Raw genomic sequence first — 25825 nt, 5'->3', positions numbered from 1 at the left:
TTTGTTTACGATTGAGAAGGTACTTGATATTTTTTCTTTTCTTTCTTAAAAGTAACCTTAACAATAGTCTCATTGTTTTTATCTAATTCTTCTGTAGGTTGGTTTTGTGGCGTTAATGATGCAAATACTGCACATACAACTGCAACTGCTAATGTAATTTTTAGGGATTTCATGTTAATTTAGGTTTAAGTTATTTATAATTATTTTTCTTATTGTTTTAAATACAGATTATTGCATAGCAAAAATCCTTAATTGAGGGAAAAATGGATAATTAACTTAAATTTTAAAATAGTGCTATTAGTAACTAACTAATAATCTATTTAATGAGGGAAGTAATAAAATGGATTAATTTATGCCTTGATAAGCTGAGAATAAATCTTTTGGGGACTTATGAAGGGTTGTAAATATAGGTTAAAGTGAAATGACATATAAAATATAATCGATGAAATGATGCATTTTATCGATGAAATGTATTTTTTGTTATTATTTACACTAAAAAAGAGGTAAATTATAATATTATTAAAAATTTACACATTTCACTAAAACAAAAAAGCATCCCAATCTTCTAAAAAGAAAAAAGGAAAGCTTTCCATTGGTAAGTCCCAACAAAATTGGGTTTCTTACAACTTTCACCCTAACTTTCATTAAGGTAAAACAACACAACTTCTTTGTATTGCTAAAAAAAGCTTCTCCTAAGAGAAGCTTTTAGCAATTTTTGCGGTCTGGACGGGACTCGAACCCGCGACCCCCTGCGTGACAGGCAGGTATTCTAACCAACTGAACTACCAAACCGTTGCATTATTGCGAGGGCAAATATACATTGCAAATTTAATATGTCAAATCTTTTATTAAGTTTTTTTAAAAAAATAACGTTTAAACAAATCGTTGACGCTCTATCATATAAGTTGTGAGGATATTATCGAAATTTTTATTAATGTCTGCCTCAACATATTTAATGCGATATTGCCCACACTTTAAGCGTAAATTATCAAAATAAACTTGTACTGCTTTTTCGTAATTATCCTTTATACTTTCTGAATACAAATTAATATACTCTCCTGTTTCTACATCTACATAACGTTTGGGTTTGTTATCAAAATCGAAAGTGAGTTCTTTAGATTTATCAAAAACATGAAACAGAACCACTTCATGTTTATTATGCTTTAAATGTCGTAGAGCCTCAAATAATTTAGTCTCGTCTTCACTCGTTTGAAACATATCTGTAAACAGGAAAATCATAGAGCGTCTATGAATCTTTTCTGCAATTTGATGTAGATAGGTATAGGTTTCGGTTTTCTTGTTAAGTGTTTTCGTGGTTACAGTTTGGCTTAACTGACTTAATAACATTTGATGATGACGCTCACTGCCTTTTTCTGGTGCATAAAAATCGTAGGCATCACTGTAAATACTTAGACCTACAGCATCACGTTGTTTTTTTAGCATGTGCATTAAAGCAGCAGACGCTAATGCTGAAAAGGCAATTTTATTGAGGTCATCAATAGAAAACTCGCGCATTTCTGGATAATGCATCGAGCTACTATTGTCTAGTATAATATGACACCGTAAATTAGTTTCGTCGTCATAACGTTTGGTATATAGCTTGTCGGTTTTAGCAAAGAGTTTCCAGTCTATATGTCTGGTGCTTTCGCCTTGATTATAAATTTTATGCTCAGCAAATTCTGCAGAAAAGCCATGAAACGGACTTTTATGCATCCCAGAAATAAACCCTTCTACCACTTGTTTGGCAAGTAGTTCTAGGTTTTTAAATCCTCCAGCTTTATTAAGTTCGTCTCTTAAGTTCAATCTATCTTGTTTTGCGTTAAGGATTGCAGCGGCATCCTTTTTTCTTGTCCTTCGAGTGTAGTCGAGAAGTTGCAAGAAAAAAGATATAGCGAAAAGCCTGACTCTAGGTCGCTTTGGCGACGTAGAGAAACGCCCATATTGCAATTGGTCTAAACTAAAAAAGGTTTGCCATAATGACAAACCTTTTAAGATTTCTTTTGCGTAATGATTTATAAAAGTGCATCAATCGCATCGGAGTATGCATTTTTAGGCGCTACACCAACTTGACGTCCAACAACCTCTCCGTTTTGAAATACCAAAACAGTAGGAATGTTACGCACACCATATTTAGCAGCAAATTCTTGATTTGCATCTACATCTACTTTACCAACAACAGCTTTACCATCGTATTCTTTACTAATTTCGTCAATGATTGGTCCAACCATTCTACATGGTCCACACCAAGCTGCCCAAAAGTCAACCATTACTGGTTTATCACTTTTTAATACTGTTTCTTCAAAATTTGCATCTGTGATTTCTAATGCCATAATATTATAATTTAATTGTGTTTTACTTCATATTAATATGCAATATTAGTCAAAAATTTTGCCAAAGCTTACATACTAACAATTTGTTTAGTTTATTAGTGTATTGTTTTGCTCTATGCCTTATTTGGAGGTCTTATTGAGTTCAAAATATCCATAAATTAAACTTGAACCACAAACCAATGACATAATTTGCTCTACAAATGGTTCTCCTTGTATTAGGAAATACACAGTTGAAGCAATAGCGAGAAGCCCAATAATCAATAATATGTATTTTGTATTTTTCATAACTTATACTGTTTTAGTTATACGTAATACGTATTTGTTTCATTAAAAATGTTACATACATATTTAATTCAACTTATAAAACACCTGTTGCTCATCTAACTCATCTAATAGTTCTTGAGAGACTTTTACTTTTTGTTTTCGACTTGGCATTTGCAGTTTAATTTGGTCGGCATTATCATAGATGACAAAATTGAGCATCTGATTTCCTGGATGCATTTGTAAGGTCTCTTTTAGAGTTTGTATTTTATCTTCGGCGAGTTCTTTAATGTTTAATTGTATTGATAATTTCTTTGCATACTGATCCATGACATCATGCAATAATTGGAAGCTATTAAACTGGAGTCGTGGCTCACCTTTTTTACCTGTTTCACGATTGGTCCAACCTTCTTTCACATACGTCTTAACAAACACAAAGTTATTTTGCATCAAAAAATGTCTAAACTTTAAATACTCTTCGCCAAAAATTCGAAATTCAAAACTATCTGTGTAATCTTCAACTGTAAAAGAAGCCCAGCCTTTACCTTGTTTACTTACACGATGCTGAATATCTGTAACCACTCCTCCAAAAGTCAATTCTCGATTGACATACGTTTCTAAATCATTAAACAATGCTAAATTGGCATTACAGAAGGTTTTCATTTCAGTTTTAAAATCGTCTAATGGATGCCCTGAAATATAAATTCCAACCACTTCTTTTTCACGTGCTAATTTTTCCATGGTTCCCCATTCTTCACATGGTGGTACTTGAGGCTCTGCAATTTGCACATCGCTAGCATCGCCAAACAAACTCACTTGTGCTGAGTTTTCATTTTCTTGATGTTTTGCTCCATATTTAATAGCTTTTTCTAAAAAGGTGATGCCATCACCTTCGCTATGAAAATATTGTGCTCTATGAGTATTTTTAAAGCAATCAAATCCACCAGCTAGTGCTAAATTTTCGAAAGCTTTTTTATTTGCTGCACGTAAGTCAATACGTTTAGACAAATCAAAAATTGAAGTATAATGTCCGTCTTCTTTTCTGTTTTGCACAATGGTTTTTACAGCACCATGCCCAACACCTTTGATGGCTCCCATTCCGAAACGTACCGCGTTATTTTGATTAACAGAAAATTTATAATAACTCTCATTCACATCTGGCCCTAATACTTCTAATCGCATACGTTTACATTCTTCCATGAAGAAGGTAACCTGTTTAATATCGTTCATGTTATTAGACAACACAGCTGCCATATATTCTGCTGGATAATGCGCTTTTAAATACGCGGTTTGGTAAGCAATCCATGCATAACACGTAGAGTGAGACTTGTTAAAAGCATAACTAGCAAAGGCTTCCCAATCTTTCCAGATTTTTTCAAGCTTATCTGTATCGTGTCCATTCGCATTTGCTTGCTCGATAAATTTTGGTTTCATTTTATTAAGAACCGCTATTTGCTTTTTCCCCATAGCTTTACGTAGGACATCAGCTTCACCTTTAGTAAAGTCAGCAAGTTTTTGAGATAACAGCATTACTTGCTCTTGATAGACCGTAATTCCGTAAGTTTCTTTTAAATATTCCTCCATAGCTGGAAGGTCATATTCGATCTCTTCGTCGCCATGTTTACGTCTTGTAAAACTTGGAATATATTCCATCGGACCAGGACGGTACAAGGCATTCATAGCAATTAAATCTTCAAAAACTGTTGGTTTTAATTCTTTAAGATGTTTTTGCATTCCAGGAGATTCGTACTGAAACACACCAACAGTTTCACCTCTTTGGAAGAGCTCATAGGTTTTTTCATCATCAAGTGGAAAATTGTCTGGATCTAATAAAATATTGTGTTTAGCCTTAACGATTTTTACGGTATCTTTGATTAAGGTTAAGGTTTTTAATCCTAAGAAATCCATTTTTAATAGCCCAGCATCTTCAACCACAGAATTATCAAACTGTGTCACGTATAAATCGGAATCTTTTGCAGTAGCTACAGGTACAAACTTGGTAATATCGTCTGGTGTAATGATGACGCCACACGCATGAATTCCAGTATTACGAACAGAGCCTTCTAATGTTCTAGCTAAATTGACAGTTTCAGCTTCTAAGTCTTCACCTTCAGAAATATTAAGGAGTTGATTGACTTTTTCTAGGTCCTCAGCACGAAACATGCCTTTTAACTTCTTTTCGTCTGCACCAAATATCTTACCTAGTTTAGACATGGTAGGAATAAGTTTTGCAATACGATCGGCATCAAATAGAGGCAAATCTAATACACGTGCTGTATCACGAATAGATGACTTGGCTGCCATGGTACCGTAAGTAATAATTTGTGCAACCTGATTACTTCCATATTTATCAATTACATAATCCATGACACGCCCTCGACCTTCATCATCAAAATCGATATCAATATCTGGCATACTAATACGATCCGGATTTAAGAAACGCTCAAAAAGCAGATTATACTTTAAAGGGTCGATATTTGTAATCTTCAAACAATAGGCAACCACAGATCCTGCAGCTGAACCACGACCTGGACCAACAGACACATCCATATTCCTCGCCTCCCTAATAAAATCTTCGACAATTAAAAAGTACCCTGGATAACCTGTATTTTCAATAACACTCAACTCAAAATCGAGACGTTCTGTAATCTCTTCAGTAAGTTCTTCGTAACGTTCTTTAGCACCTTGATAGGTTAAATGGCGGAGGAATTTATTTTCTCCTCGTTTGCCACCATCGGTTTGATCTGCTATGTCTTGAAATTCTTCAGGGATATCAAAAGCAGGTAATAAGACCTCTCTTGCTAATTGATAAGCTTCAATTTTATCAACCACCTCTTGAATATTAATAATCGCTTCGGGAACATCATGAAATAAAGCTTTCATGTCTTCAGAAGACTTAAAATAATATTCTTGATTTGGCAATCCATACCTATAGCCTCGTCCTCTTCCAATTGGTGTCGCTTGCTTCTCACCATCTTTCACACATAATAAAATATCGTGTGCATTGGCATCTTCCTTATTGCAATAATAGGTATTGTTTGTAGCTATAAGTTTTATATTGTGTTTTTTAGAAAAATCTATAAGGACAGGATTTACGCGATTTTCATCTTCCTGATTATGACGCATGAGCTCAATGTACAAGTCGTCTTTAAACTCCGATTTCCACCAAAGCAAAGCTTCTTCGGCTTGACTTTCACCAACATTCAAAACTTTACTAGGCACTTCACCATATAAATTTCCTGTAAGTACAATGAGGTCTTCTTTGTATTGTTGAATAAGTTGTTTATCAATTCTAGGCAAATAATAAAATCCATCAACAAAAGCATGTGAAGACAATTTCGCTAAATTATGGTAGCCATTTTTATTCTTTGCAATAAGAACAATTTGATAGCCATTATCTTTTCTGGTTTTATCTAAGTGATCTTCACAAACAAAAAACTCACAACCAATAATAGGTTTAATTTCTTTTAATCGTGTTGGTTCACCTTGTTCTATGGCCTCAGCGTTTTTAGTTTTTACACTCTTATTATGATTATTAATTGCCTTTACAAAATGAAAAGCCCCCATCATATTTGCATGATCTGTAAGTGCAACAGCAGACATATTATGTTCTGCGGCCGAAGCCACTAAATCTTGAATACTTATAGTAGATTGTAATACTGAAAACTGAGAATGGTTATGTAGATGAGCAAAATCGACAGCTTCTAAAGCCGAAACGTTTTGTTTTAAATCTTCTGAAGAGAGGTCACTAACTTGAGCCTGTTGTAGCCTTTCATTAATCTTAGCGCTTTCCTGCTTGAGATTAATATGTTTCAAGCCTATAAGCTGAATTGTTTTAGGATTGGCTTCAGAAAATTTCTGAAAATAATCAGGCTGTACATCAAGCTGTTCTTTGGTGTACTCGCCTCGACGAATCAGTTCAAAAAAGCATCGTGTTGTTGCTTCCACGTCAGCGGTTGCATTGTGTGCTTCAGCAAAAGGTTGTTGAAATAAAAACTGGTGTAATTCAGTTAAAGTTGGTAATTTAAATTTCCCTCCTCGGCCTCCAGGAATTTGACACAGACTAGCCGTATGCTCTGTACAAGTATCTAATATTGGTAATTCTTGCAACTGGTTAGCTATATCTTCACGAACAAACTCAGCTCCCATAATATTTAAGTCAAATCCCACATTTTGACCTACAACAAATTTGGTTTTGCTCAGTGCCTCATTGAATTTCTCTAAAACCTCTAACAGTGGTGCTCCTTGCTCTTGCGCTAGCTCTGTTGAAATCCCATGAATTTTCTCAGCATCATAAGGGATATTGAAACCTTCAGGTTGCACTAAATAGTCTTGATGTTCTATACAATTCCCAAGGGCATCGTGAAGTTGCCATGCAATTTGTATGCATCGAGGCCAATTATCTGTATCAGTAATTGGTGCATCCCATCGCTTAGGTAAGCCAGTAGTTTCAGTATCAAAAATTAAGTACATAGAGTCTGTTCTTCAAAATAAATAAGGAGGTTAAAAATAAGAAAAATTGACCTTCTAATTTGTTTAAAGTTATAAACAGTTGTAAACAAAAAAGCACAACATAAATGTTGTGCTTTTTTGTATTATTTACTATTTCACTTAGTTACATGTAGAGCCACTAGACTCTAAAGCCTCAATGTAAAATTCAAAACTAACACCACCTAAATCAACTGTAGTAGTAGACCCTCCAGTAGTTACATCCATAGTTCCATCGCCATTGTCACAATATTCTGAATCTGGTATAACTCCACCAGTACAGGTTTGACACTCGCCAGGCACTACAATTTCTGAGCAATCAAGTCCATCAATAATGTCTTGAATGACATTAGTTTCATCTCCACAACTCGTAATTTGATTCATTAAAGCAGCAATATAAGCATTACATACTGCTGGGAACTCTTCACTCGCCTCATCTGTTGCATTGTATGTTTCTAATGCAGCGGCAGATGCCGCAACAGATTCGTCACAAGACAATATAGGGTCTACAACTAATCCACCTGTAAATGGAATCCTGTAAAAATGGCCTTCATTAAAGTTAATCTTTTGAAGTCCATCAGGAGTAAAAGCATTAAACCAAAACGTTCCTGTAACTGTATTACGACCATCGACCTCATCAAAACTCTCTATAATAATTTGTCCGTCAGCGGGATACAATTGCACTGAAGGATCTGGCTCATACCTTGTAGAATACTCTAAATCGTTTTCATCAACAAATCTTGCTTCGCTAATTGCATTTTCTCCTAACACATAAGTCCCACGAACATCATCATTAGGCAACAACCAAATAGCTTCAGAATTATAGCCTCCTCTAATAATAATTGCACCATCATCAATATCTACTTGATAATTAGTTGCTCTCCAAAATTGACCATCTTTATTCGCCTGAACTGAAGGGTTATTAAATTCTATTTCTTCTGCACATCCATGAAGTAAAAACACTCCAAGTAAACATATTAATAATTTTCTCATTTCATCTCATTTTTTAAGACTCTAAAAATAAGATAAAAAAAATGATTAACAGAAAACTTTTAAATAAAAAAAATACAGTATCTTTGCGCACTTATTAATAACCCGAGGTCGTGAACCTCAATTAATTAATTATTATGCCTGTAAAAATTAGATTACAAAGACACGGTAAGAAAGGAAAACCTTATTACTGGATCGTAGCAGCAGATGCTCGCGCGAAGAGAGATGGTAAATACCTAGAAAAATTAGGTGCTTACAATCCAAACACAAATCCAGCAACAATTGAATTAAATGTTGATGGTGCTGTAACTTGGTTAGAAAATGGTGCACAGCCAACCGATACTGCAAGAGCTATATTATCTTACAGAGGTGTTATGTTAAAAAAACACTTAAAAGGTGGTGTAGCAAAAGGAGCTTTAACTGAGGAACAAGCTGAAGCTAAATTTAATGCTTGGTTAGAAGAAAAAGCTAATAAAATTGGTTCTAAAACTGATGAATTAGCTAAAGCTGAAGCTGATGCAAAAGCAAAAGCTTTTGAAGCTGAAAAAGCAGCTAACGAAGCTAGAATCGCAGCAGCAGCTCCTGTTGTTGAAGAAGTTGCCGAAGCTGAAGAAGAAGCAAAAGCATCAAACGAAGAAGAATAAAAAAATTATTTTTTATACTTTTAAACTCCGATACATGTATCGGAGTTTTTTATTTAATATTATGAAACATCCATACAATAAATTTAATACTCAAGGATTATGATTAAATGGATGCTACATGTGACCATTGAAAAACAATAAATATAAACACATGAAAAAAGAAGATTGTTTTTTTCTTGGCAAAATTGTAAAAAAATACAGCTTTAAAGGTGAAATCCTTGTAAAACTCGATACAGATGAACCTGAAATATATGATGGACTTGACTCTGTTTTTGTAGATTTAAAAGGCCACCTTGTTCCTTTTTTTATTGAGCATGCACAATTACATAAATCGGAATTACTTCGCATAAAATTTGAAGATGTAGATACTGAAGCTGATGTAGATTCTATTATGAAAAGTAATCTTTATTTGCCCTTAGAGTTTTTACCTAAACTAGATGATGATAAATTTTACTATCATGAGATTATAGGTTTTACTATTGAAGATGTAAACTTTGGGCAAGTTGGCATTATTACTGGTGTTAATGATTCGACTGCACAAGCCCTTTTTGAAATAGATAGAAATGGGATTGAAATTTTAATTCCGATGAATGATCATTTTATTAAGAAAGTCGATAAAGTCAATAAAACTATTACAGTAGAAACACCTGAAGGTCTTATTGATTTATATTTAGAAGAATAGTGTCAGACAAACCTTTTACATTTAAACAATTTAAAGTACAGCAAGACCAATGTGCTATGAAAATTGGCACAGATGCTGTATTGCTTGGCGCATGGGTTTCGCTAAAAAACAATCCTTTTGCTGCTTTAGATATTGGCTCAGGCACAGGTATTCTTGGGCTTATACTAGCCCAACGTAGTCAAGCGGAACTTATTGATGCTATTGAAATAGACACTAATGCCTACGAGCAATGCGTGACGAATTTTGAAAACTCGCCTTGGGCAGATCGGCTTTTTTGTTATCATGCATCTTTGGAAGAGTTTGTTAACGAAATAGACGATCAATATAACCTTATCATTTCTAACCCTCCTTTTTATTCGGAAAATTATAAAACGGAGAACTCTAAACGTGATTTAGCGCGCTTTGTTGACGCCTTACCTTTTAAACATTTAGTTGAAGGCGTCTCAAAATTATTATCTGACGATGGTATATTTTCTGTGGTGCTTCCGTTTAAAGAAGAGGCCTATTTTATTTCTTTAGCTTCAGAAGTCAAACTCATACCTAATAGAATTTTACATGTAAAAGGCTCGCCTTCATCTGAAATAAAGCGTAGTTTGATTGAATTTTCTTTCCACAAAAGTGATATCAAAACAGAAGAGCTTATTATAGAAACCCAAAGACATAAATATACAGAAGCGTATATAAATTTGGTGAAAGATTTCTATCTTAAAATGTAGCATTTTGTTACATTTGCTTTCATTAATAGTTTTTCTATTATTCAATTAAAAATTAAGAGCATAGAGGAATAAATGAAATGAACATTTATTGTGAATGACATCTGACCTCTAAAACTATAACAACAACTAGATGAAACCAGATTTATTTCAAGCACCAGATTATTATAACCTCGATGAGTTGCTAACTGACGAACATAAACTTGTTCGTGATGCCGCTAGAGATTGGGTAAAACGAGATGTATCTCCTATTATTGAAGACTATGCTCAAAAAGCTGAATTCCCTTCTCAAATTATTAAAGGATTAGCCGAAATTGGCGCTTTTGGTCCATATATTCCACATGAATATGGAGGTGCTGGATTAGATCAAATCTCTTATGGGTTAATCATGCAAGAAATAGAACGTGGAGATTCTGGAGTTAGAAGTACAGCTTCTGTACAGTCCTCTTTAGTCATGTATCCTATTTGGAAATATGGAAATGAAGAACAACGCCAAAAATATCTTCCTAAACTAGCTTCTGGTGAATGGATGGGCTGTTTCGGATTAACAGAACCCGACCATGGCTCTAACCCTGGAGGCATGGTGACTAATTTTAAAGATATGGGCGATCATTATCTTTTAAATGGAGCTAAGATGTGGATTTCTAATGCGCCTTTTGCTCAAGTTGCTGTCGTTTGGGCCAAAAATGAAGAAGGCCGAATTCACGGTTTAATTGTTGAGCGTGGTATGGAAGGATTTTCTACTCCAGAAACACACAACAAATGGTCTTTAAGAGCATCTGCTACTGGTGAGCTTATTTTTGACAATGTTAAGGTTCCTAAAGAAAATTTATTGCCTAATAAATCTGGATTGGGCGCACCTCTTGGTTGCTTAGATTCAGCTCGTTTTGGAATTGCTTGGGGAGCAATTGGTGCTGCTATGGACTGTTACGATACTGCTTTACGCTATAGTAAAGAACGCATGCAATTTGGAAAACCTATTGGACAATTTCAATTACAACAAAAGAAATTAGCCGAAATGATTACAGAGATTACTAAAGCACAATTATTAGCTTGGAAATTAGGAGTTATGCGTAATAATGGTACAGCAACTTCTGCTCAAATATCTATGGCTAAACGTAATAATGTAGATATGGCAATAAATATTGCTCGTGAAGCACGACAAATGCTTGGCGGCATGGGGATTTCTGGAGAATACTCAATTATGAGGCATTCAATGAACCTAGAAAGTGTGATTACTTATGAAGGGACACACGATATTCATTTATTAATTACTGGTTTAGATGTGACTGGCTTAAATGCTTTTAAGTAAAATCTCAACGAATGTGAAAATCTAATGGTAGAAATAAAATTTACTACTAACCGGGTTGATATAATTTACAAAAAAGCTTCTCTATATTGAGGAGCATTTTTTTTAATATCCCCTTTAAATATACAATTCTAAAAAAAATTAATGCATAATAAACTAATTATCAACTTTGTATGTTTTTTTTTCATAAATTAGCTCAGCTATTAATCAACCATTCTTGTTTTAAGTACTAATTAATTATTACTTATTCTTATTGTTTTTGATGTATAGTTACCTTTTCTACTAAGCTACCTATTGGTGTTATAAACTAGATATATATCAAGTTTTAAAACCAACTAACCAATGATCAAAAACTACATTTCCACAATTTTTGTGGTGTTCTTCACAACTATATTTTCATTTTCTCAAACTTTTAATGGGACAACAGGGCCAATAACTGACAACAATTGTGCGACTACACCTAATACGTTTTCAACCACAGTTACAGGTGCAACGTCATCAAATCTGGCACATATCGATATCGATATAACACATACCTATATTGGTGATATCTCATTAACACTAACGCATGTAAATTCTGGAACTTCAGTCGTTTTAGTTAACCCTGATGCAACAGATAATGGAGACAATTATACAAATACCGTTTTTACTAGAGGCTCTAATACTAGTATTACACTTGGTGTTGCACCATATAGAGCCGGGTATTTACCTGAAAACAGCTTAAGTGCTTTTGATAGCCTTGACCCAAATAGCGAATGGTTATTAATTGTTTGTGATGCTTATGAATTTGATACAGGTACACTTAACTCTTGGTCTATTACGTTTGCAGGTTATAATGAAAATGATAATTTTATAGGACCACTTAATTTAATAGTACCTGGTGAGCAATTTTCAGATGATCCTATTACTGCTAATAATACAGGAGCAACAGCTTCTGAAATTAATGATTGGACCAATTTAGATATTCCAACAGGATGTGGCACCATTGATAATGGTGGTTATTTTGGTGGTGATTTATGGTTTGAATCTTGGGCTTCTAATAACGGAACCATAACCATAGAAACTGCTGCCGTTCCTGGTTCTGATGTGACAGATACAGCCATCGCTATTTATGACACATCTAATAACCTCATTGCTTGTAATGATGATAAAAGTGGTTCAGATTTCTTTTCTAAAATTGAAGTAGGCGGATTAAACCCTGGTAGTCCTTACATTGTAAGAGTCTGGGAATTCAATAACAACAACTTTGGTGACTTTCAAATTTCTGCTTACGCTAATGACACTTATGTCCCAGATGATAATTTTGAAAACTACCTAGAAACGCATGATGCTTCTGGAGCTGTCGTACCTCTAGGCGACCCAACAAGTATGGGAAATGGTACAGTTAATGATAATTTTGTACCTACTTCAAAAATTGATACGGTTACACATTTAAATGTTAGTACCCTAGGCATATCAGACCTTACTGGAATAGAAGATTTTATTGCTCTTGAAATTTTAAATGGTGACAATAACAATCTAGCAACCATTAACGTATCGAATAATATTAATCTAAAAAATCTTTCTTTAAGATCAAATTCATTAACTGCCATAAATGTTGATACTAATATTAATTTAGAAGCATTTGACATTACTGCTAATACTGTAACAAATTTAAACCTTAGTCATAATTTAGAATTAAAATATTTATGGCTTATATTAAATAACCTTGGAACTTTAGATGTAACTAATAATAGCGCTTTAGAAACTTTGGATATTAAAGGAATTAATATTAGTGAATTAGATGTAAGTAATAATGTTAGTCTAACCTATTTAGATTGTGGCAATAATAATTTGGAATTTCTAGATCTAACCAATAATATCGTTTTAAATAACCTACGGTGTTTTAATAACCAACTTAGTTATTTAAACGTTGCTAATGGAAATAACACAAGCTTTGTTTATTTTAGAAGTGATGGCAATCCTAATTTAAGCTGTATAGAAGTAGATGATACGACCTACTCGACTACTAATTGGACACTTATTGACCCTACTTCTTCTTTTAGTGAAGATTGTGGCACATACGTTCCCGATGATAATTTTGAAAACTATCTAGAAACCCATGATGCTTCAGGGGCAGTGGTCCCATTAGCAGACCCAACCAGTATGGGTAATGGTATTGCCAACGACAATTATGTGACAACTGCTAATATAAACACAGTAACAACCTTAGATGTAAACGATGAAGATATTGATGATTTAACTGGAATTGAAGACTTTACAAGTCTTACAGTTTTAAATTGTGACAACAATAGTCTGGATACTTTAGATTTGAGTCATAATACTGCGTTAACTGATTTACGATGCAGTGATATGAGCCTAACTTCTCTGGACTTTAGCAATAATACTGCTCTAACTTTTTTGGATTGTTCTTTTAATAATAGTCTAATCACTTTGAATGTTAGCAATAATACCGCGTTAACTTCTTTAGATTGTTCTTATACTAATATAACCACTTTGGATGTGAGCAATAATACTGTATTAACTTCTTTAGATTGTTCTTTTAATAGTAATCTAACCACTTTGGATGTGAGCAATAATACTTCGTTAACTTCTTTAAATTGTAGATTTAATAATCTTAATTCTTTAAATGTTAGGAATAATAATAATGTTAATTTCACTTCTTTTGATAGTAGATCTAATTCTAATTTACAATGTATTCAGGTTGACAACACAGTATACTCAACGACCAACTGGATAAATATAGATCCTCAATCCTATTTTAGTATCGATTGCAACTTTAATAACATTCCTAAAAAAGCTTATACATTAAACGTTGGTCATGATTTTGAAGATCAAGCACAAATTGCAGATAATACCATTGCTACAGCGTCTGAGCTTATAGATTCCTCTATTCCAATACCAACAGGTTGTGGTACTTTTAGTGATTCTGCAGGCTATCTTGGTGGTGATTTATGGTATGAAGTTACCATTCCAGATGACGGGAGTGTTATTATTGAAACAGAATTAAATAGTGGATCTAGTATCGACGACACTGGTTTAGCAGTTTATTCTGGCTTACCAGGGAGCCTTATCCAAATAACTTGTAATGACGATGTTGATATAGATAATAATGATTTTTATTCAATCATCACTTTAACAAATCGTACACCAGGAGAAGTTATTTATGCTCGTGCCTGGGATTATGAAAATAACAACTTAGGCACCTTTAAAATTTCTGCCTATAGAAATCCTGCAATCAGCACGTATGTGCCAGATGATAATTTTGAAAACCACCTAGAAACTCATGATGCTTTAGGAACGGTTGTGCCTCTAGGCGACCCAACAAGTATGGGAAATGGTATTGCTAACGATGATTTTGTGCTTAATAATAGAATTAATACAGTAGATGTTTTAGAAGTATCAAATCAAGATATTTATGACTTAACAGGGATTGAAGGATTTACAAATCTATCTGTTTTGTATTGTCATGACAATTATTTAACAACATTAAATGTCAGTCAGAATTCATTTTTAGTTTATTTGAACTGTTCGATAAATCAATTAACAACATTAGATGTCAGTCAGAATTCAGATATAATTTCATTGCATTGTTTCGGAAATCTACTAGAAAACTTAAATATTAACAACAATTTCAACACTAGTTTATTAGAGTTAGTTGTTAACTTCAACCCTAATCTCACTTGTATTCAAGTAGATAATCAGAGCATTGCAAACGACTGGAATAATGTAATTAATACGCCAATCAACTTTTCTGTTGACCCTCAAACCCAATTTAGTGCCAATTGTGGGGAGGTTGTTGTAGAAGCCTCTGCGTATTTACAAGGTGCCTTTTTAAACCCTCGTGTTGGTGAAGAAGCTTTTATGCGTGACGATTTACGCGCCAATGGCTATTTACCATCAACCTCACCTTATGCAGATAATGCGCCTCTTATTGGCACACCTTTTAGTACGATTGGCACAGATGCCATTGTAGATTGGGTTTGGGTAGAGTTACGTGATGATACAGATAACACTCTAGTCATAGAAGGGCAATCTGCTCTTTTACAACGCGATGGTGATATTGTCGCTCCAGATGGTGTGAGCCCATTAGTATTTTCACAACAGGCCAAACATTATAATGTGGTGCTAAAACACCGTAATCATGTTGGCGTAATAACAAGTCTTAAGCAACCTTTCCCGCTTAATCAGACACAAAATTATATGAATGGAAGCACGACTGTTTTAGGCGCGAATGCTTTAGTTAACATGAGCGGAACCTTTGCTTTATGGACTGGTGATGTTGGTGGTGATGGTCAAATTAAATTTTCTGGCTCTAATAATGATGCCAATGCCATAAAAGATGGCGTCCTTGACGATCCTGCTAACGGCTTTAACTCGGCGACATTTACATCGTCTGGATATTTAAATTATGATTTAAATATGGATGGTAACGGAAAATTCTCTGGCGCTAACAACGACGGAAATATTATTAAAGACAATGTCTTATCTCACCCAGGAAATGGGTTTAATTCACCAACTTTTACTATTAATAGTGCAGTACCTCAAGATTAATCTAAACCACTTATTATAAAATTTATATATTTACCATTATGAAAAAAAATTATTTAATTATTATTCTAACATTGACAACCATTTTTAGTTACGCTCAAAGCTATGAATTTGGTATAATACATGTTTCTAATTATGACTTTAAAATCGTAGCCATTCCAGATTTTGATTCCTCTGGAAATACAGATGCTTCTGATGTTGGTTTTACATTAGTACTTCCTGCTGGCGCTGATGATGTCGCTAATCAAGTAGGTTTATTAACAGGAAGACCATGGGATGTTCAGCAATATGACGCCGCTTTTTTAACAGGTCTTGGTTTAGGTGATGGTTCAAAAGATGTATTTCAATTTAATTTACCACCAGGACAAAGTATTCTAGCTCATACCTCTGGACAACAAATAGACTTAGTAAGTTTTCAAATAACGAATAACCCTACTTCTGGCGAAATGTATTTTCTTTTAAATTCTGACCCTATTGCAATGGGAGCTGGAGGCGTTTTAGATAGCTTTTACAACTCTAATATTGATGCCACATCAACTCAAGATTACTTTTCTTCGCCTGCGGCTGGACTAGATAGCTTTATGTTCTCTACGCTTACTGTTGAAGACATCACACTGGATAATGCAAGCATTCAGATTTATCCGAATCCAACTTCTGAGCTTATTAATATCTCGTCATCTTATCAAATTCAATCAACGCAATTATTTGATATCACAGGTAAACGTGTTCTTGAAACAAAGCAAACCAATCAAATTCGTGTCAATCAACTACCTGTTGGTGTGTATTTGCTTAAAGTATATACTTCCAATGGACATCTAACAAAAAAGATTATTATAGAATAACCAATTATAAAAGTATAAAAAAGCGAGCTTAAAAGGTTCGCTTTTTTTATGCTTTTTAATTACATTTACTTTATGTTTTCAGCAAAAAAACGATTAGATAAAGCCTACAATGATTCAAAAATTGTTGACTTTGACGATAATTCTAAATTTATCCTATTTAGCGATTGTCATCGAGGTGACAATAGTTTTGCTGATGATTTTGCCAACAACAGAAACATATACTTTCATGCCTTAAAACACTATTATGCAGAAGGCTTTAATTATTGTGAAATTGGTGATGGTGATGAACTTTGGGAAAACTTGTCCTTTACACCTATTCTAGAAGCACATAAAAATGTGTATATGCTCATGAAACTTTTTCATGAGCAAAACAGACTGCACATGATTTGGGGAAACCACGACATGGTATATAGAGACCCTGAGTATGTTAAGAAAAATTTATCGACTTATTTTGACCCAAAAATTGGAGAAGATGTCGCACTCTTTACCAATATTAAATATCATGAAGGTATTATTTTAAAGCACACCAAAACTCAGCAAGAATTGTTTTTAACTCATGGTCACCAAGCAGATTGGTGGAATTACACGTTTTGGAAATGGAGCCGTTTTATGGTTCGTGTTTTATGGAAACCATTAAATGTTATGGGAATTGCAGACCCTACAAGTCCAGCAAAAAACTACAAAGAATTAATTAAAGTAGAGCGTCGCACCAAAAAATGGATTATCGAAAACAATAACCTCATTACCATTGTTGGTCATACACATAGACCGCGTTTTCCAGAACCAGGCGATATTGCTTTTTTTAATGATGGAAGCTGCGTACATCCTCGCAGTATTACAGGAATAGAAATTGAAAATGGTGCCATTTCATTAATCAAATGGCAAATTGCAACGAGTGAGGATGGCACACTCAAAATAGTAAGAGTTTTACTTGAAGGCCCTAAAAAATTAATCGATTATAAAACAGAATAATTAGTTTTTGGGCGTTCCCTTTTTTCAAAAGGTCAGGCTTTACATTATATCTTTTTATGTCTTCTCCATCCTATTTCAAAACAAACACAAGAACAAACATAAAAAGGATGCCATTTCAATCCTTAACGCAAGGCTTAGGTTTAATATTTAACTTTCTGGAGCTAGCTCAATTTCCAAACCTTCCATTTCAGGTGTTATTTGTATTTGACAGCCTAATCGCGAATTGTCTTTCACATGGAACGCTTCACTTAACATGGCTTCTTCATCGTCTTGCATCTCTGGCAATTCATGATTAGAATTGACATAGCATTGACAAGAAGCGCACATGGCCATACCACCACAAATACCAATGGTACCTTCTGGAGCAAGTTCATAAGAACGTACCACTTCCATTAAGTTCATAGCCATATCTGTAGGTGCTAACACCTCATGAATGACACCATCACGATCTGTGATTTTAATATTTACGTCTTGTTCCACTATTCTATTTTTTTAACCACTGCTTTTGGCGCTTCTTTTCGTGTACCATCAAAACCATCAATACCACTTACAGTGGTATATTTTAACACATACCGTTTTCCTGGATTTATAATTTGATAAGCCGCTTGACACATTAATGTGGCTTCATGAAAACCGCATAAAATTAATTTTAATTTTCCAGGATAGGTATTCACATCACCTATGGCGAAAATACCAGGAATATTCGTTTGGTAATCTAGAGCATTATTAACTTTAATCGCATTTTTTTCAATTTCTAGTCCCCAATTTGCAATTGGCCCTAGCTTTGGCGATAAGCCAAATAGAGGGACAAAATGGTCACACTCTAACTCAAATTCTTTTTCGATATGCTCCGCTTGTTTAACCACTATTGCTTTCACCTGGTGATCGCCTACAATACCTACAACTTCTGCAGGAGTGATTAAATTAATCTTCCCTGCATTTTTTAATTCTTGTACTTTTTCAACAGAATCTAAATGGCCACGAAATTCATTTCGTCTGTGAATTAAAGTTACTTCGCTAGCCACATCACTTAGAAAAATACTCCAATCTAAAGCAGAATCACCTCCACCAGCAATAACTACTTTTTTATTTCTATAGATTTCTGGATCTTTTATAATGTATTCTACACCTTTATCTTCAAAATCTGTAATATTATGAATCAATGGCTTTCTAGGCTCAAAACTTCCTAATCCACCAGCAATTGCTACTACAGGAGCATGGTGTTTTGTTCCTTTATTGGTGGTTACAATAAAGGTACCATCGTCTTGTTTCTCTATCGTTTCGGCACGTTCTCCTAGGGTAAATCCTGGCTCGAATTGCTTGCATTGTTCTAATAACTTATCGGTTAAATCGCCTGCAAGAATTTCTGGATAGGCGGGAATATCGTAAATAGGTTTTTTAGGATAAATCTCTGAGCATTGTCCGCCAGCCTGAGGAAGTGCATCGATTAAATGGCATTTTAATTTGAGTAAGCCTGCTTCAAAAACAGTAAAAAGTCCAGTTGGGCCTGCGCCAATTATAAGTATGTCTGTTTTAATCATATAAATACCCTTAAAAATGGGTGCTTTTTATTTTAACTTTAACTCTGCAAAGTTCTATTTTTTATCTTTTAGTTTTTATGACATTTGTCAGTTTGCGTGAAGGATTGAGGCTTTGTTGGAGCTCTTTTTACTTTACTATAGACCTATCGATTGCGCTCAAGGTGACAGTAAAAAAGCGACTGCCGAAAGCCTGACCCTTGTGGTCACGCCCAACTAAGATTCAATATTAATAACCTGTTCTATCTGAGGCGCATACTTTTTAATGGTCATTTCTACACCAGATTTAAGCGTCATTTGATTGACACTGCATCCAACACAAGCGCCTTGTAATTGGACCTTTACCAACTTATCGTCTTCGATAGACAATAACGAAATATCGCCTCCATCGCTTTGCAAAAAAGGGCGAATTTCATCTAGGGCTTTTTCTATATTAAGCCTTAATTCTTCTGAACTCATATGCTATTTTTTAACAGCTGAACAGCCAGCCATAGTTGTTATTTTAATCGCCTCGGTTGGAGGTAATGTGTCATTTCTTCGCACGACTTCCTGAACTACATTTTGAGTAAGCTTTTCAAAAGCTTGTTCTAAAATTGTTGCTGTTTGTAATGCTGCAGGACGACCAACATCACCTGCTTCTCTAATACTTTGCACTAATGGAAGATGACCTAAAAATGGCACCTTTAAGTCTTCGGCAAGGTTCTTTGCGCCTTCTTTTCCGAAGATATAATATTTATTGTTTGGTAATTCTTCTGGTGTAAAGTAAGCCATATTCTCAATAATACCTAAAACAGGGACTTGAATACTATCTTGCTGAAACATCGCGACGCCTTTTTTAGCATCTGCTAAAGCGACATTTTGAGGTGTACTCACCACAACAGCGCCTGTAATTGGAAGCGATTGCATAATACTTAAATGAATGTCTCCTGTACCAGGAGGTAAGTCTATTAACATAAAATCAAGTTCGCCCCAATGCGCATCAAAAATCATTTGGTTTAAGGCTTTAGCAGCCATTGGTCCTCGCCACACGACAGCCTGATCTGGTTTTGTAAAAAACCCAATAGACAAGACCTTAACACCATAGTTTTCTACAGGCTTCATTTTAGATTTGCCATCGATATTAACCGCCAAAGGCCGTTCGTTTTCGACATCAAACATGATAGGAATTGAAGGTCCGTAAATATCGGCATCTAGAACACCAACTTTAAAGCCCATTTTGGCTAATGACACTGCTAAGTTTGCAGTGACTGTAGATTTCCCTACACCACCTTTTCCTGAAGCAATAGCCACAATATTTTGAATGCCAGGAATTGATTTCCCTTTAATAACGTTGGTTGCCGCTTTTGCAGGAGCCTCAACTTTAATGTTGATTTTTATTTTAGCTTTTTCATACACTTTTTCATGTATGGTTTTAAGGATATCGACTTCTGTTCTCTTTTTGGCTTGAAGGCTTGGGTTTTTTATAGTAATATCTACAATAACTTCATCGCCAAAAGTAATCACGTTTGTGATGGCGCCACTCTCTACCATATTTTGTCCTTCTCCAGGCACTGTAATGGTTTCAAGGGCTTTATATATGTCTTGTTTATTCAACTTCATGCTCTCAATTTAGATTAATTCTAAAGTGCAAATATACAGCGAAATGTTTAGAATTAGAAACCCTTTTATTGAAATGATTGATGGTTTAATTTACTTTCACTTTCGTCTTAGATGATACCTTTGAAAATGAAGCTGAAATTTATTTCGATCCATCCGAATGCAGTACAAAACGGATTTTCTAAAAAAGTGTGTAAAAACTAATTAAAGCTCTTTTGCAGGATCCCAAAACAAGGCTTCAAAATCTTGAATTTGGTTGTCTATAACTTTAACACCTTCATTTTCTAAAAGTTGTTGCATGAGATTAGTGCCATCAAAATGAAATTTGCCAGTCAGTAAGCCTTTTCTATTCACCACACGATGTGCTGGTACATCTTTGCCTCCTGAACCGTTCATCGCATAACCCACCATGCGTGCGCTTTTTGCTGCACCTAAGTATTTTGCAATAGCACCATAACTCGTTACGCGACCATAAGGAATTAACTTGGCAACTTGATAAACTTTGTCGAAGAAATTTAAAGTTTTTTCTTGCATTACATTTCTTTAATAATATTAACCAAAGTAATAATAGAAATAACTCCTGTTACTGTTCCTATAAGATAATTCATGCTTTTTTGAGAAGTCAGCGTCTTGCTTTTAATTTTATCGAAAAAGAAAATATAAAAATAAAAAGCGACAAAACTTCCCATGGTAGCTCCAGCAACATAAGAGATAATACTAGTTTTTTCGAAATCCATCCAACCAAATGAGGCTACAGTTATACTCATGTACGCATAATATGGAATTGGAAACACATTTAATGCCGAAAGCAACATGCCTTGAAAAAAACGACTCTTTTTACTCTTTACTTTGAGTTCGGCTTTGGGTTTATCTTCACTTTTAGCAATGACTAAAAAGTAAATCGTAATTAATACAAAAATGACGAATGCGACGCGTTGCAGAACATCTACAACATCTTGATGATTACTTAAATAACGTGCAAAAAGAGTCCCAATATAAGTTTGAAAAACAATAATAACACAAGCACCTATAGAAAAGGTAATTCCTCTAGCATAACCATCTTTTAGGCTAATTTTAGCAGCAGTCATGTTGAGTAATCCAGGAGGAACTACACCAACCAATGCAACGACAAACCCAATAAAAAAGACGATAGTAATATTCAAACTATTTTAATTTAAATCTAATATACGTAATTGCTTTGTCTTCTTTAAGATATTGACTTTCGTAATAGGTTTGTATGTTGGTTACTTCTTCTGGACTCCCTTCTTGTTTATACACATTATGATTTGCATATAGCACCTCATGGCCTTCGCCATGCAACAGCCCTAAAGTATAACCATGCATAAACTCGCTATCTGTTTTAAGGTTCACCACACCTTCTGGTTTAAGAATGTTTTTATAGCGTTGTAAGAATGTGGTATTCGTCATTCTATGCTTCGTACGCTTATATTTAATCTGTGGATCTGGGAACGTAATCCAAATTTCATCGACTTCATTTTGAGCGAAGACGAATTCAACTAGTTCTATTTGGGTACGAATAAAAGCCACATTAGGTAAGTTCTCTTCAATAGCTGTTTTTGCACCTCGCCAGAATCGTGCTCCTTTGATATCGATACCAATGAAGTTTTTATTTGGATATATTTTTGCCAAAGCCACACTGTACTCTCCTTTACCGCAACCCAATTCTAAAATTAATGGGTTACTATTCTTAAAAAAAGAAGCATTCCACTGTCCTTTTAATTTATAGTCTTGCTCAACAAGTTCTTCTCTTGTTGGTTGAAACACATTCTTAAAGGTCTCGTTTTCTTTAAAGCGTTTGAGTTTATTTTTACTTCCCACGATTAATTTAATCTTTTGGCAAAATTAAGGAAATATAGCGAGCCTATATTATGCTTATCTTTGAATTTTAGATAAAATTTTGCGTGAGGGATTGCAGTGGTATCCTTTTTTATGCTGAACCTTGTTTAGTATAAAAAAGATTTAACGTAAAGCCCGACGAAGACCATGAGTTAACATGGTCTTGGTCACGCCCAAAAACACATATGAAAAAAAGAATTCTTGTTGCACCTTTAAATTGGGGTTTAGGTCATGCGACGCGCTGCATACCGATTATTCATGCGCTTTTACATCATCATTTTGATGTTGTCTTAGCTAGTGATGGTGTTGCTTTAGATTTATTAAGAAAAGAATTTCCAGATTTAGACACGGTTGAGCTCCCGAGCTATAATATTACTTATGCTAAAAATTCGCAGCTTTTTAAATGGAAATTACTAAAGGGTTCTCCTAAATTAATAAAAGCGATTAAAGCTGAAAAGAAAGCTGTAAAAACGATTATTAAAGCGTATAAAATTGATGGTTTAATTAGTGATAACAGGTTAGGTGTGCACAGTAAGAGCATCCCTTGTGTGTTTATGACGCATCAATTACAAGTTTTAAGTGGAAATACAACTTGGCTAAGCACTAAAATGCATCAAAAAATCATTAAACAATATGATGAATGCTGGGTTCCTGACAACAAAAATGACACTAATTTAAGCGGTAAGCTTGGCCATGTTTCTATAGATGAAATGACTATTAAATATCTTGGACCTATAAGTCGATTTTCTAAAAAAAATACAAAAGTTATTTATGATTTATTGGTGTTATTATCTGGTCCAGAACCTCAGCGTAGCTTATTAGAAGATACATTATTAAAGAGATTAAAAGACTTTCGAGGTCAGGTGCTTTTTGTAAGAGGTGTTGTTGAGAAAGTACAATCAAGAATTGTAAATGATAATATTGTAATCTACAATTTTATGACGAGTACTGAACTTGAGCAAGCCATAAATGAAAGTGCTATGGTCTTATCACGCTCTGGTTATACTACAATTATGGATTTAGCTAAACTAGAGAAAAAAGCTTTTTTTATTCCAACTCCTGGTCAATATGAACAAGAATATTTAGCACAGCGATTAGATGATTTAAGTATGGTGCCAAGTTGTAAACAAGCTGATTTTACACTAGATATGTTAAACCGTGTAAGTAGAAGTCGAGGTTTAAAAAACGCTGACTACCAGATTAACTACAAAAAACTATTCGGTCTTTTCAAGGGTAAATGAAAATTCGCTTCCAACTTCTAATTCACTTTCGACATATATTTTTTCGTCGTGAGCTTCTATAATGTGTTTTACAATGGCCAGTCCTAATCCAGAGCCACCAACTTTACGAGAACCGCTTTTATCGACGCGGTAAAAACGTTCGAATAAGCGCGGAATGTGTTGTTTTGCGATACCTTCGCCATTATCGGTAACACGAACAATGACTTTGTTTTTTATAAGGTTTTCAATACTAACTTCCGTTGTTCCTTGAGATCTTCCGTATTTTATAGAATTTACAATAAGATTCGTAAGCACTTGTTGAATGCGTTCTTTATCTGCTTTAACATAAATTGGATTTTTATAATCTAAATCAAATGTCAAGCTAATTTGCTTTTTACTCGCTTTCATTTCAAAAAGTTCAAAAACACTTTGAACGAGTTCAACGATATCGAAAGTTTCTATATTTAACCTTAAATCGCCAATCTCTAACTTAGTTATCATATCTAAATCTTTAACAATATAGATAAGTCGTTCGACGCCTTTATTCGCATTATTTAAATATTTATCTCGAACAGCTTTGTCTTTAATAGCGCCATCTAACAAGGTAAGAATATAGCCTTGCACAGTAAACAAAGGGGTTTTGAGTTCGTGAGATACATTCCCTAAAAATTCTTTTCGATATTCCTCACGAACTTTCAGGGTTTCTATTTCTAACTTTCGGTCTTTGGCGTATTTATCTATTTCTTCTGTTAGGGTCGCCATGTCTGTAGTAATTCTATTTTTACGTAAACTAGAAGACTCTAAAAGCGTTAAGTCATCGTATATTTTTTTTACACGTTTGTAAATGAATTGTTCTACACGATATTGAATGATGATAAAAGAGGACACATAGCAAGTCAGTGCAATAAATACAATCTGTATCCAATCTACAGCATAAAATTTATACAAAAAAACACTCATTAAGAGCGTTAGAAAAATAGTGATGTATAGTGCTGTTTTAAAAGCAAACTTATACGTCTTTTTTAATTGTCTTTGCATTAATCTACGAACTTATAGCCTACACCTTTAACGGTTTTAAAGTAATTGTCGCCTATTTTTTCTCTAAGTTTTCTAATATGCACATCTATGGTTCTTCCGCCAACAACGACTTCATTTCCCCATACTTTGTCAAGAATATCTTCGCGCTTAAAAACTTTACCTGGCTTAGATGCTAGTAAAGATAATAATTCAAATTCTTTTCGTGGTAAAATAATTTCTTTTCCTTTAAGTTCTATTTTATATTCATCTCTGTTAATAACGAGACTTCCTATTTTTACAACATTAATTTCGGTATCATCTTCTTTAAAGCGTCTTAATAAAGCTTTTACTTTACTCACTAAAACTTTTGGCTTAATAGGTTTTGTGATATAATCGTCTGCGCCAGCATCAAAACCAGCCATTTGTGAATAATCTTCACCTCTAGCGGTTAAAAAAGTAATAATCGTATTGTTTAGGCTATCTATTTTACGGATTTGTTCGCAGGCCTCTATGCCATCCATTTCAGGCATCATAACGTCAAGTATAATAAGGTGAGGATGTTCCTTTTTTGCTTTCTTAACAGCTTGTATTCCGTTTTCGGCAGTTAGGACTTGATAGCCTTCAGAAGTTAGGTTATAACCCACAATTTCGAGAATATCTGGTTCATCATCTACCAATAGGATTTTTATGTCTTTCTTCTTCATTAATTTTAAAGTTAGTTTTAAGATGAAGTAAAGATAAAATTAATCATAAAGATACACACAAACTTTACACACAAATAACAATAAGGTAATATTGAAATTTATTTCGCAGAG

At 34.3% G+C, this 25825-nt stretch carries 23 protein-coding genes and 1 tRNA gene; 8 read left to right on the top strand and 16 right to left on the bottom strand.

Going from position 1 to position 25825, the window contains the following annotated elements:
* Positions 1-5: 5 nt before the first annotated feature.
* The 7 genes from ACFS5M_RS04275 to ACFS5M_RS04245 all read right to left on the bottom strand — a co-directional run bounded on the left by ACFS5M_RS04275 (position 6) and on the right by ACFS5M_RS04245 (position 8072).
* Positions 6-173, bottom strand: a complete 168-nt coding sequence (locus tag ACFS5M_RS04275; RefSeq protein WP_183486161.1) for a hypothetical protein — start codon at positions 171-173, stop codon at positions 6-8.
* 545 nt (positions 174-718) lie between these two features.
* Positions 719-792, bottom strand: a tRNA-Asp gene (locus ACFS5M_RS04270).
* An 81-nt stretch (positions 793-873) separates the two neighbouring features.
* Positions 874-1803, bottom strand: coding sequence for a DUF58 domain-containing protein (locus ACFS5M_RS04265; RefSeq protein WP_183486159.1), 930 nt, complete (start codon positions 1801-1803; stop codon positions 874-876).
* 209 nt (positions 1804-2012) lie between these two features.
* Positions 2013-2330: a thioredoxin gene (trxA, locus tag ACFS5M_RS04260; RefSeq protein ID WP_183486157.1), complete on the bottom strand. Its 318-nt coding sequence runs from the start codon at positions 2328-2330 to the stop codon at positions 2013-2015.
* Between the two features lie 120 nt (positions 2331-2450).
* A complete protein-coding gene (locus ACFS5M_RS04255; RefSeq protein WP_183486155.1) occupies positions 2451-2615 on the bottom strand; it encodes a hypothetical protein in 165 nt (54 codons plus the stop codon).
* Positions 2616-2678: 63 nt separating this feature from the next.
* Positions 2679-7064 carry a DNA polymerase III subunit alpha gene (dnaE, locus tag ACFS5M_RS04250; RefSeq protein ID WP_183486153.1) on the bottom strand — a complete coding sequence of 1462 codons (4386 nt, stop codon included), beginning with the start codon at positions 7062-7064 and terminating at the stop codon, positions 2679-2681.
* 138 nt (positions 7065-7202) lie between these two features.
* A complete protein-coding gene (locus ACFS5M_RS04245; protein WP_183486151.1) occupies positions 7203-8072 on the bottom strand; it encodes a DUF6252 family protein in 870 nt (289 codons plus the stop codon).
* 134 nt (positions 8073-8206) lie between these two features.
* Here ACFS5M_RS04245 and ACFS5M_RS04240 point away from each other — a divergent pair, with 134 nt between their 5' ends.
* The 7 genes from ACFS5M_RS04240 (at position 8207) to ACFS5M_RS04210 (ending at position 17782) form a co-directional block, all read left to right on the top strand.
* Positions 8207-8713, top strand: coding sequence for a 30S ribosomal protein S16 (locus tag ACFS5M_RS04240; RefSeq protein ID WP_183486149.1), 507 nt, complete (start codon positions 8207-8209; stop codon positions 8711-8713).
* A 151-nt stretch (positions 8714-8864) separates the two neighbouring features.
* Positions 8865-9395 (top strand): ribosome maturation factor RimM, encoded by a 531-nt coding sequence (rimM, locus tag ACFS5M_RS04235; RefSeq protein ID WP_183486147.1) that lies wholly within the window; start codon positions 8865-8867, stop codon positions 9393-9395.
* 56 nt (positions 9396-9451) lie between these two features.
* The gene (locus tag ACFS5M_RS04230; protein WP_183486145.1) at positions 9452-10111 is read left to right on the top strand and encodes a tRNA1(Val) (adenine(37)-N6)-methyltransferase; all 660 of its coding nucleotides are present in this window, start codon (positions 9452-9454) and stop codon (positions 10109-10111) included.
* Positions 10112-10241: 130 nt separating this feature from the next.
* Positions 10242-11420 (top strand): acyl-CoA dehydrogenase family protein, encoded by a 1179-nt coding sequence (locus ACFS5M_RS04225; protein ID WP_183486143.1) that lies wholly within the window; start codon positions 10242-10244, stop codon positions 11418-11420.
* 339 nt (positions 11421-11759) lie between these two features.
* Complete coding sequence (locus ACFS5M_RS04220; RefSeq protein WP_183486141.1) at positions 11760-15971, top strand: proprotein convertase P-domain-containing protein; 4212 nt, start codon at positions 11760-11762, stop codon at positions 15969-15971.
* Between the two features lie 38 nt (positions 15972-16009).
* Positions 16010-16810: a T9SS type A sorting domain-containing protein gene (locus tag ACFS5M_RS04215; RefSeq protein ID WP_183486139.1), complete on the top strand. Its 801-nt coding sequence runs from the start codon at positions 16010-16012 to the stop codon at positions 16808-16810.
* 72 nt (positions 16811-16882) lie between these two features.
* Positions 16883-17782 (top strand): metallophosphoesterase family protein, encoded by a 900-nt coding sequence (locus ACFS5M_RS04210; RefSeq protein ID WP_183486137.1) that lies wholly within the window; start codon positions 16883-16885, stop codon positions 17780-17782.
* Positions 17783-17929: 147 nt separating this feature from the next.
* Here the strand turns inward: ACFS5M_RS04210 and ACFS5M_RS04205 are convergent, their stop codons facing one another.
* From ACFS5M_RS04205 to trmB, 7 genes are all read right to left on the bottom strand, one after another.
* Positions 17930-18262, bottom strand: coding sequence for a 2Fe-2S iron-sulfur cluster-binding protein (locus tag ACFS5M_RS04205; protein ID WP_183486135.1), 333 nt, complete (start codon positions 18260-18262; stop codon positions 17930-17932).
* Positions 18262-19323 carry an NAD(P)/FAD-dependent oxidoreductase gene (locus tag ACFS5M_RS04200; protein ID WP_183486133.1) on the bottom strand — a complete coding sequence of 354 codons (1062 nt, stop codon included), beginning with the start codon at positions 19321-19323 and terminating at the stop codon, positions 18262-18264. Before ACFS5M_RS04200 ends, ACFS5M_RS04205 begins: the two co-directional genes overlap by 1 nt.
* A gap of 213 nt (positions 19324-19536) precedes the next feature.
* Entirely contained in the window at positions 19537-19779 is a 243-nt protein-coding gene (locus ACFS5M_RS04195) for a NifU family protein (RefSeq protein ID WP_183486131.1), read from the bottom strand.
* A gap of 3 nt (positions 19780-19782) precedes the next feature.
* Complete coding sequence (locus ACFS5M_RS04190; RefSeq protein ID WP_183486129.1) at positions 19783-20919, bottom strand: Mrp/NBP35 family ATP-binding protein; 1137 nt, start codon at positions 20917-20919, stop codon at positions 19783-19785.
* Between the two features lie 201 nt (positions 20920-21120).
* Positions 21121-21450 carry an MGMT family protein gene (locus ACFS5M_RS04185; protein ID WP_183486127.1) on the bottom strand — a complete coding sequence of 110 codons (330 nt, stop codon included), beginning with the start codon at positions 21448-21450 and terminating at the stop codon, positions 21121-21123.
* Entirely contained in the window at positions 21450-22079 is a 630-nt protein-coding gene (locus ACFS5M_RS04180) for a LysE family transporter (protein ID WP_183486125.1), read from the bottom strand. The genes ACFS5M_RS04185 and ACFS5M_RS04180 overlap by 1 nt, the downstream gene beginning before the upstream one ends.
* Position 22080: 1 nt before the next feature.
* Positions 22081-22755 carry a tRNA (guanosine(46)-N7)-methyltransferase TrmB gene (trmB, locus tag ACFS5M_RS04175; protein ID WP_183486123.1) on the bottom strand — a complete coding sequence of 225 codons (675 nt, stop codon included), beginning with the start codon at positions 22753-22755 and terminating at the stop codon, positions 22081-22083.
* 203 nt (positions 22756-22958) lie between these two features.
* On the opposite strand from trmB, the gene ACFS5M_RS04170 reads away from it, so the two are divergent.
* Positions 22959-24014: a glycosyltransferase gene (locus ACFS5M_RS04170; protein WP_183486118.1), complete on the top strand. Its 1056-nt coding sequence runs from the start codon at positions 22959-22961 to the stop codon at positions 24012-24014.
* Here the strand turns inward: ACFS5M_RS04170 and ACFS5M_RS04165 are convergent.
* Together ACFS5M_RS04165 and ACFS5M_RS04160 are read right to left on the bottom strand one after the other, a co-directional pair.
* On the bottom strand, positions 23988-25031 hold the full coding sequence (locus ACFS5M_RS04165) for a sensor histidine kinase (protein ID WP_183486116.1): 1044 nt from the start codon (positions 25029-25031) through the stop codon (positions 23988-23990). The genes ACFS5M_RS04170 and ACFS5M_RS04165 overlap by 27 nt on opposite strands.
* Positions 25031-25714, bottom strand: a complete 684-nt coding sequence (locus ACFS5M_RS04160; RefSeq protein ID WP_183486114.1) for a response regulator transcription factor — start codon at positions 25712-25714, stop codon at positions 25031-25033. Before ACFS5M_RS04160 ends, ACFS5M_RS04165 begins: the two co-directional genes overlap by 1 nt.
* Between the last annotated feature and the right edge of the window lie 111 nt (positions 25715-25825).

This window comes from Lacinutrix iliipiscaria (genome assembly GCF_042686125.1).
In the GTDB taxonomy this organism is placed as follows: domain Bacteria; phylum Bacteroidota; class Bacteroidia; order Flavobacteriales; family Flavobacteriaceae; genus Oceanihabitans; species Oceanihabitans iliipiscarium.
Note: the sequence above shows the minus strand (reverse complement) of the source record. Positions and strands in the feature narration are given on the sequence as shown.